At 75.2% G+C, this 7,231-nt stretch carries 8 protein-coding genes and 1 pseudogene; 8 read left to right on the top strand and 1 reads right to left on the bottom strand.

From position 1 onward, the window contains the following. On the top strand, positions 1–301 hold a 301-nt coding region (locus tag CBZ_RS14800), incomplete at its 5' end, for a fatty acid desaturase family protein (protein WP_174768682.1). Positions 302–314: 13 nt separating this feature from the next. Continuing rightward, the gene (locus CBZ_RS14795) at positions 315–1,097 is read left to right on the top strand and encodes a DinB family protein (protein ID WP_130782281.1); all 783 of its coding nucleotides are present in this window, start codon (positions 315–317) and stop codon (positions 1,095–1,097) included. Here the strand turns inward: CBZ_RS14795 and CBZ_RS14790 are convergent. Continuing rightward, positions 1,022–2,059 (bottom strand): glycosyltransferase family 4 protein, encoded by a 1,038-nt coding sequence (locus CBZ_RS14790; RefSeq protein WP_130782280.1) that lies wholly within the window; start codon positions 2,057–2,059, stop codon positions 1,022–1,024. The two genes, CBZ_RS14795 and CBZ_RS14790, sit on opposite strands and share 76 nt — an antisense overlap. A gap of 197 nt (positions 2,060–2,256) precedes the next feature. Here CBZ_RS14790 and CBZ_RS14785 point away from each other — a divergent pair, with 197 nt between their 5' ends. The 6 genes and pseudogenes from CBZ_RS14785 to CBZ_RS14760 all read left to right on the top strand — a co-directional run. Next, positions 2,257–3,396: a glycosyltransferase gene (locus tag CBZ_RS14785; RefSeq protein ID WP_130782279.1), complete on the top strand. Its 1,140-nt coding sequence runs from the start codon at positions 2,257–2,259 to the stop codon at positions 3,394–3,396. Continuing rightward, positions 3,396–4,427, top strand: a complete 1,032-nt coding sequence (locus CBZ_RS14780) for a glycosyltransferase (RefSeq protein WP_130782278.1) — start codon at positions 3,396–3,398, stop codon at positions 4,425–4,427. Before CBZ_RS14785 ends, CBZ_RS14780 begins: the two co-directional genes overlap by 1 nt. Next, positions 4,424–5,923 carry a glycoside hydrolase family 130 protein gene (locus CBZ_RS14775; RefSeq protein ID WP_218022782.1) on the top strand — a complete coding sequence of 500 codons (1,500 nt, stop codon included), beginning with the start codon at positions 4,424–4,426 and terminating at the stop codon, positions 5,921–5,923. Before CBZ_RS14780 ends, CBZ_RS14775 begins: the two co-directional genes overlap by 4 nt. A 145-nt stretch (positions 5,924–6,068) precedes the next feature. Further along, positions 6,069–6,449, top strand: coding sequence for a LapA family protein (locus CBZ_RS14770; protein ID WP_130782277.1), 381 nt, complete (start codon positions 6,069–6,071; stop codon positions 6,447–6,449). A 57-nt stretch (positions 6,450–6,506) separates the two neighbouring features. Continuing rightward, on the top strand, positions 6,507–6,968 hold the full coding sequence (locus CBZ_RS14765; RefSeq protein ID WP_130782276.1) for a hypothetical protein: 462 nt from the start codon (positions 6,507–6,509) through the stop codon (positions 6,966–6,968). A 6-nt stretch (positions 6,969–6,974) separates the two neighbouring features. Continuing rightward, positions 6,975–7,231, top strand: a pseudogene (locus CBZ_RS14760) (acyl-CoA desaturase); the annotation flags it as partial.

Below are 7,231 nucleotides of genomic sequence, written 5' to 3'. Positions count from 1 at the left end.
CTTCCTGCGCCGCCAGGTGCTCATGAGCCGCAACGTGCGCGGCGGGCGGTTCGTCGACCTGTTCATGGGCGGCCTGAACCACCAGATCGAGCACCACCTGTTCCCGAGCATGCCCAGCCCGAACCTGCGCAGGCTCCGGCCGATCGTGCGGGAGTTCTGCGCCGAGCACCGCATCCCGTACGCCGAGGCGAACCTGCTGGAGTCCTACGGCATCGTCGTGCGGCACCTCAACGCGGTCGGCCTCGCGGCGCGCGACCCGTTCCAGTGCCCGATCACGGCGGAGCTCCGCTCGGCGCGTTAGCCAAGGAGGCGGCATGACGACACCCACCAGCGGCGACCTGCGCGGCACGCAGTTCGTCGACGCGAACCTGCGCGGGGCGCGGTTCGTCAGGTCCGACCTGTCCGGGGTCGTCATGCGGGGGGTCGACGCGGGAGGCGCGGACATCGACGCGCCGTGGCTGCCCGACGGCGAGCACGCCTTCCTCGTCAACGGCGTCGACGTCGTCCCGTTCGTCGAGGCCGAGCTCGACCGGCGGTTCCCCGGCCGCGAGCAGCGGCGGGCCGGCGACCCCGACGGGCTGCGCGCCGCGTGGGCGGCGGTGGAGCGCACGTGGGCGGCGACGCTGGAGCGGGTCGCGGCGATGCCGCCCGGGACGGTCGACGTGTCGGTCGACGGCGAGTGGTCGTTCGCGCAGACGCTGCGGCACCTGGTCCTGGCGACCGACACGTGGCTGCGCAAGGCCGTCCTGGGCGTCGACCAGCCGTACCACCCGCTCGGGGTGGCGAACGCCGAGGCGGCGTCCGACGGGCTCGACATGTCGCTCTTCACGACGGGCACGCCGTCGTTCGACGAGGTGCTCGACGCCCGGGCGGGGCGCGTCGCGATGGTGCGGGACTTCCTCGCGGCGGTCGGACCGGACGTGCTGGCCGAGCCGCACCGCAACCCGTGGGCGCCCGAGTACCCCGAGACGACGCTGTCGTGCCTGCACACGATCCTCGAGGAGGAGTGGGAGCACCACCGCTACGCGGTCCGCGACCTCGACGCGATCGAGGCGGGGGAGGGTGCGCCCGCGACGCGGGCGAACAGCCGCTCGTAGTCGTCGACCATCCGGTCGGCGCCGAATCGGGCGACCGCGTCGGCCCGGCACGCGGCCCGGTCGACCCCGGCGGTGGCCGCCACGGCCTCGACCGCGCCGGGCACGTCGGCGACGAGGAACCCCGACACCCCGGGACGCACCAGCTCGGCCATCGACCCGCGCGCGTACGCGACGACCGGCGTACCCGTGACCAGCGCCTCCGCGACGGACAGGCCGAACGGCTCGTCGAAGTCGACCAGGTGCAGCAGCGCCCGCGCACCGCCCAGCAGCCGGTCGCGCTCGGCCGGGCCTACCGGCCCGACGTAGCGGACGCGGTCGCCGTCGACATGGGGCAGCACCTCGCGCCGGTGGTAGGCGGCGTCGTGCACGACCCCGGCGACCACGAGCGGCAGCCCTGCGCGCCGGGCCACCTCGATCGCGGTCGCGGTGCCCTTGTCCGGGTGGATCCGGCCGAGGAACAGCAGGTACCCGCCGTCGCCCGCGCCCGGCGTGAACGCGTCGACGTCGATCCCGTGGTGGATCGTCGCGGCGTACGTGAGGTCGGGGTGCCGGTCGGCGTCGCTGATCGCGACGTAGTGCGCCACGTCGTCGTACGCGCGGTACACCGGGACGATCCGCTCCGAGGAGAACCCGTGGATCGTCGTGACGACGGGCGTCGAGGTCAGGCGGCTGAACACGAGCGGCAGGAAGTCGAACTGGTTGCTGATCACGTCGAACCGGTCGGCCCGCTCGAAGACCGCCGCGATGTGCAGGGCCTCCGCGACCTTGGCGTCGACCGTCGGGTCCTCCTCGTACCCCGCGGGGGCCTCGGCGTGCAGGCGCCCGGACGTCGTGGAGTCGGCCGTCGCGAACAGCGTCACGTCGTGCCCGCGCGCCACGAGACCCTCGGCGAGGGTGGACGCGACCTGCTCCCACGGCCCGTAGCCGCGCGGCGGGACGCGATGCGCGATCGAGGCGAGCACGGCGACTCTGACGAGGACCTCCCGGGGTCGGGGCGAGCGTACGCCCGCAGGCCCCCTGTTACGCTGGCCAGGATCTCGCCGGGGCACCTCAGCCGGGCGGACGGCGCCGGACACCGGCGCCCCAGGGACGCGGCCTTCTCCTCTCACCGTGCACGGCAGCACCCTCGCTGCGCGAAGAGCACCAGGGAAGAAGCCCGATGAGCATCCGGCTCGCAGTCCTGTCGACCTATCCGTCCACGCCGTGCGGCATCGCCACGTTCAGCGCCGCACTCGTGTCCCACCTGCTCGCCGCGGGCGCCGACGTGGGCGTGGTGCGGCTCGTCGACGAGCCGCACCCGGACCCGGCACCGCCCGTCGTGCACGAGTGGGTGACCGGGTCGCGCTCGGGGGCCCAGGCCGCGGCCCGGGCGCTCGACGACCACGACGTCGCGCTGCTGCAGCACGAGTACGGGATCTTCGGCGGGCCCGACGGCCAGGACGTGCTCGACCTGCTCGCCCACGTGCACGTGCCCGTCATCACGGTGCTGCACACCGTGCTGACCAGGCCGTCGCCCAACCAGCACCGGGTCCTCGCGGGCCTGGTCGAGCGGTCCGCGGCGCTGGTGACGATGACCGCGACGGCCCGCGACAGGCTCGTCGCGGGCTGGGGCGTCGACCCGGCGCGCGTCACGGTCGTCCCGCACGGCGCCGAGGACAACCGGGCATCCGCGCGGGTCGTGACGCCTCCGGCGGGGCGCGGCACGCGCACCGTCCTGACCTGGGGGCTGCTGTCCGAGGGCAAGGGCATCGAGTGGGCGCTGATGGCGCTCGCGGACCTGCGCCGACGCGTCCCGCTGCCCACCTACCGGGTCGTCGGTCAGACCCACCCGCGCGTGCTGGAGCGTGACGGCGAGGCGTACCGCGACCGGCTCGTCGCGATGGCCCGGGGGCTGGACCTGACGGCGTCGGTCCGGTTCGACGGCCGGTACCTGTCAGGTCCCGACCTGCGGGCCGTCGTCCGGGCGGCCGACGTCGTCCTGCTGCCGTACGACTCGAGCGAGCAGGTGACCTCCGGGGTCCTCACCGAGGCCGTCGCCGCCGGCAAGCCGGTCGTGTCGACCCGGTTCCCGCACGCCGTCGAGCTGCTGTCGGGCGGTGCCGGGTTGCTCGTCCCGCAGCGCGACCCGGCGGCCATCGCGGTCGCGCTCCAGCAGGTGCTCACGGTCGACGGGCTCGCGGACTCGATGGCCGCCACGTCGCGGCGCCTGGCCGACTCGCTGCTGTGGCCGACGGTCGCCGCCCAGTACCTGGCCCTCGCCGCGGGCGTACGTCACCTGGCGCTGCCGGCAGCGGTCTGATGCCCGCGACGGTCGCCGACCGGACGGTGCGGCTCGACCACCTCGCCGCGCTGTCGACACCGACGGGCCTGTTCGAGCACGCCCTCGGCACCGCACCGCGCGTGGAGCACGGCATGTGCGTCGACGACGTCGCACGCGCGCTCGTGCTGCTGGCCCGGGTCCCGAGCCCCGACGCGAGGGCCGTCACCCTGACCCGCACCTACCTGGCGTTCGTCCGGGCGGCGCAGCGGCCCGGCGGGCGGCTGCACAACCGCCGGTCCCCGGACGGTGCCTGGCTCGACGCGCCGTCGACCGACGACCACTGGGGTCGGGCGGTGTGGGCGCTCGGCACCGCGGCGGCGCGGCTGCCGGCGGGGCTGCTGGCCCTCGACGCCCACCGCGGCGCGACCGACGCGATGGCGGCCCGCTCGCCCCACCCGCGCTCGACCGCGTACGCGGTGCTCGGCGCCGTCGAGCTGCTGCGCGTCCACCCGCACCACGAGCGCGCGACGCGTCTGCTCCGAGACGCGCGGTCGGTGCTCGCGCGGCCACGGGCCGACGGGCGCTGGCCGTGGCCGCACGCACGCCTCACGTACGCGAACGCCGTGCTGCCCGAGGCGATGCTCGCCGCCGGCGACGTGCTCGGCGACGAGGCGCTGCTGGCCGACGGCCTGCTGCTGCTGGGGTGGCTCGTGGCGGAGCAGACGGTCGACGGCCGGCTGTCGGTCGTCCCGGCGGGAGGCCGCGGTCCGGGCGACGCGCGGCCCGGGTTCGACCAGCAGCCGATCGAGGTCGCGGCGATCGCCGAGGCGGCCGCGACCGCGCTGCGGGTCACGCGCGACGGCGCGTGGGCGACCGTGCTCGACCGGTGCGCCGCCTGGTTCGAGGGCGCGAACGACGTCGGGGTGCCGGTGCGCGACGCCCGCACGGGAGGCGGGTTCGACGGGCTGGAGCGCACGGGGGTGAACCGGAACCAGGGTGCCGAGTCGACGCTCGCGTGGCTGGCCTGCGCGCAGCTCGTCGGGACGGCCCGCCCGCGGGTCGCGTGGTGACCGGCGACGGTGGCGACGGGCGCGACCCGCCGTGGGTGCGGCGGACCGCGCACGTCCTGCACCCCGACCCGGACCGGGTCCTCGCCCGCCTGTTCCTGCCGGGTCAGGAGATGGCGGCCGGCGGGCGCTCGCGGTCGGGCCCGGTCCTCACGCGCGTGCTCGCGCTCGACGAGGACGAGGTCCACCGGGAGCTCGGCGACCTGAGGTCCCGGTTCGGGCACCGCCACCACGACCTCGACGCGACGTGGGACGCGCACTTCGCGATGGTCCGGCACCGGCTGCCCGACGCGGACCGCCTGCCCGTCGACCGCCGACGGCTCGTCGGCGCGTACTTCACGCAGGAGTACGCCCTGGAGTCGACGGCGCTGTTCAACCCGTCGATGGTGCCGCACCCCGACCAGCGCGGGCTGCCGGCCGGGTCCACACGGTTCCTGCTCACCGTGCGCGGGACGGGCGAGGGGCACGTGTCGAGCCTCGAGCTGCGCACCGGCACGGTCGACGCGGCCGGTGACGTCACCCTGGACGCCCCGCCGTCGGTCGCGCGGGCCCCCGTCGTGACCGAGCCTCGTCACGCGCGTGCCGTCTTCGCGCAGCAGGTCGCGGACCTCGAGGGCGACCACGCGAACGCGGACTTCGTGCTCGCGTCGCTCGGGCCGTCGTTCGACCGGGCCGACCTGGACCGTGCGCTCGGCGAGCTGCGGTCGCAGCGGCTCACGCGGGGGTCGGCCGTCCGCACCACCGAGCTGTTCGAGCGCCTGGCGCGGCGCAGCTACGACGCGACGTTCCCCGCGAGCTCGGCGGTGAGCGAGCGCGTGCTGATGCCGCAGAGCCCCACCGAGAGCCACGGTGTCGAGGACGTCCGCCTGGTGCGCTTCACCGAGCCCGACGGCGCCACGACGTACCTCGGCACGTACACGGCGTTCGACGGGCGCGACGTCGCGATCCAGCTGCTCGGCACCGACGACTTCGTGCACCTGACCAGCCGGCCGCTGAGCGGGCCCGGCGCGCGCGACAAGGGTCTCGCGCTGTTCCCGCGGCGGGTCGGGGGCCGCTACGCCGCGCTGTCCCGCGCGGACCGGGAGACGAACGCGATCACGACGTCCGACGACCTGCTGCGGTGGGACACCCCGGTCGTCGTCCAGCGCCCCGAGCACGGCTGGGAGCTCGTGCAGCTCGGCAACTGCGGCCCCCCGGTCGAGACGGAGCGCGGCTGGCTCGTGCTCACGCACGGCGTCGGGGCCATGCGGACGTACAGCATCGGGGCGATGCTGCTCGACCTGGACGACCCGACGCGCGTGCTCGGGCGGCTCGACCGTCCGCTCCTGCGCGCCGTCGGTGCGGAGCGCTCCGGGTACGTGCCGAACGTCGTGTACTCGTGCGGCGCGATGCTGCACGGCCGCACGCTCGTGCTGCCCTACGGCAGCAGCGACACCGCGACGCGGATCGCGCTGGTCGACCTCGACGCGCTGCTCGCCACGCTGCTCCCCGCGGCGTAGCGCGTCCCCGGTCGCCGGGCGGTGCCGAACCGGGACGCGTCCCAGCAGGGCGTCGCGACCGAACAGGCGTACGATGGGAGGAGTCTCAGGATGAACCGGCTCTCAGCCGAGGACCCGCCCTCCTTGGACCACCAAGGAGGGCGTCATGCCCGTCCAGAGCAACTCCACGCCTCGATCCACCGGTGACCTCGAGCATCCGCTCCCCGTCGGTGGTCGGCCCGCCCGCTCGCCAGCCCGTCCCCGCCCCCGTGCGTCCAAGCCCGTCCGCAGCCGGACGAGCGCGGCCTGGATCGGCGTCTGCGTCGGCGCGCTCGTGCTCGTCGCCCTCGTGGTGTTCATGATGCAGAACACCGCCCCCGTCGAGGTCGCATTCCTCGGCATGGCCGGCACCGCGCCCCTGGCGCTCGTGCTCGTCATCGCCGGGCTCGGCGTCGGTGTCGTCGCGCTCGTCGTCGGCGCCCTGCGCATCGGCCAGCTCCGCCGCCGCATCCGCGCCGACCGGCAGCCGACGCTGCCGACCCGCTGAGCCGCCCGGGCGGCTCCCCCCGGCCGCCCGCCTCCTCCTTCAACGAAGGGCCCGACCATGACCACCACCGTGCCCCTGCACGCTCCGGACGCCACGAGCGACGACCTGCACCTGCTGTCGATCCTCGAGTCCGGGCTCCCCGGCCAGATCGGCACGCCCGACGAGCCTGCCACCTACACCGTGCCCGCCGTGTTCTCCCGGCAGGTCACCCGCGACGAGCGCGCCCGCATCGAGGACCCCGAGACTGCTCGACGGCTCGCCGAGCAGTCCGGTGCGCCGACCACGGGGCCTGCCCTGCGGCTCGTCGTGTCGGACCGCCGGCTCCTCATCGAGAACACGAGCCTCGACCGTCTCCGTGACGGCCTCGCGGCCGCGCTCGCGGCGATGCTGCGCGACCTCGGCGGCGACCTGCGTGCCGCGCGGGACGAGCGCGCCGTCGCGGCGGAGGCCCGCGAGGTCGAGGAGCGACGGCGGTCGGACGCGACCCATGCGGCCGTCTCGACGATCCGCTTCGAGTAGGCCGTCGTGGACACCCCGGTGCTCGCTGCGACGAGCCGCACGCTGTCCCCGCGGGAGCGGCAGGTCAGCGACTTCACCGTGCTCAGCAGGACGGTGCAGGAGTCGGGTCTGATGCGTCGGCGGCACGTGTACTACTGGACGCGGTTCGTGGTGCTGACGGCGTTGCTGGGGCTGACGTTCACGGCGTTCGTCCTGATCGGGCCGTCGTGGTGGCAGCTGGTGACGGCGGCGGTCGTGGCGGTCCTGCTGGGGCAGGTGATGTT

It is taken from the genome of Cellulomonas biazotea, from assembly GCF_004306155.1.
Lineage (GTDB): Bacteria > Actinomycetota > Actinomycetes > Actinomycetales > Cellulomonadaceae > Cellulomonas > Cellulomonas biazotea.
The sequence above is the reverse complement of the archived record's forward strand: the minus strand, read 5'-3'. Positions and strand labels throughout refer to the sequence as shown.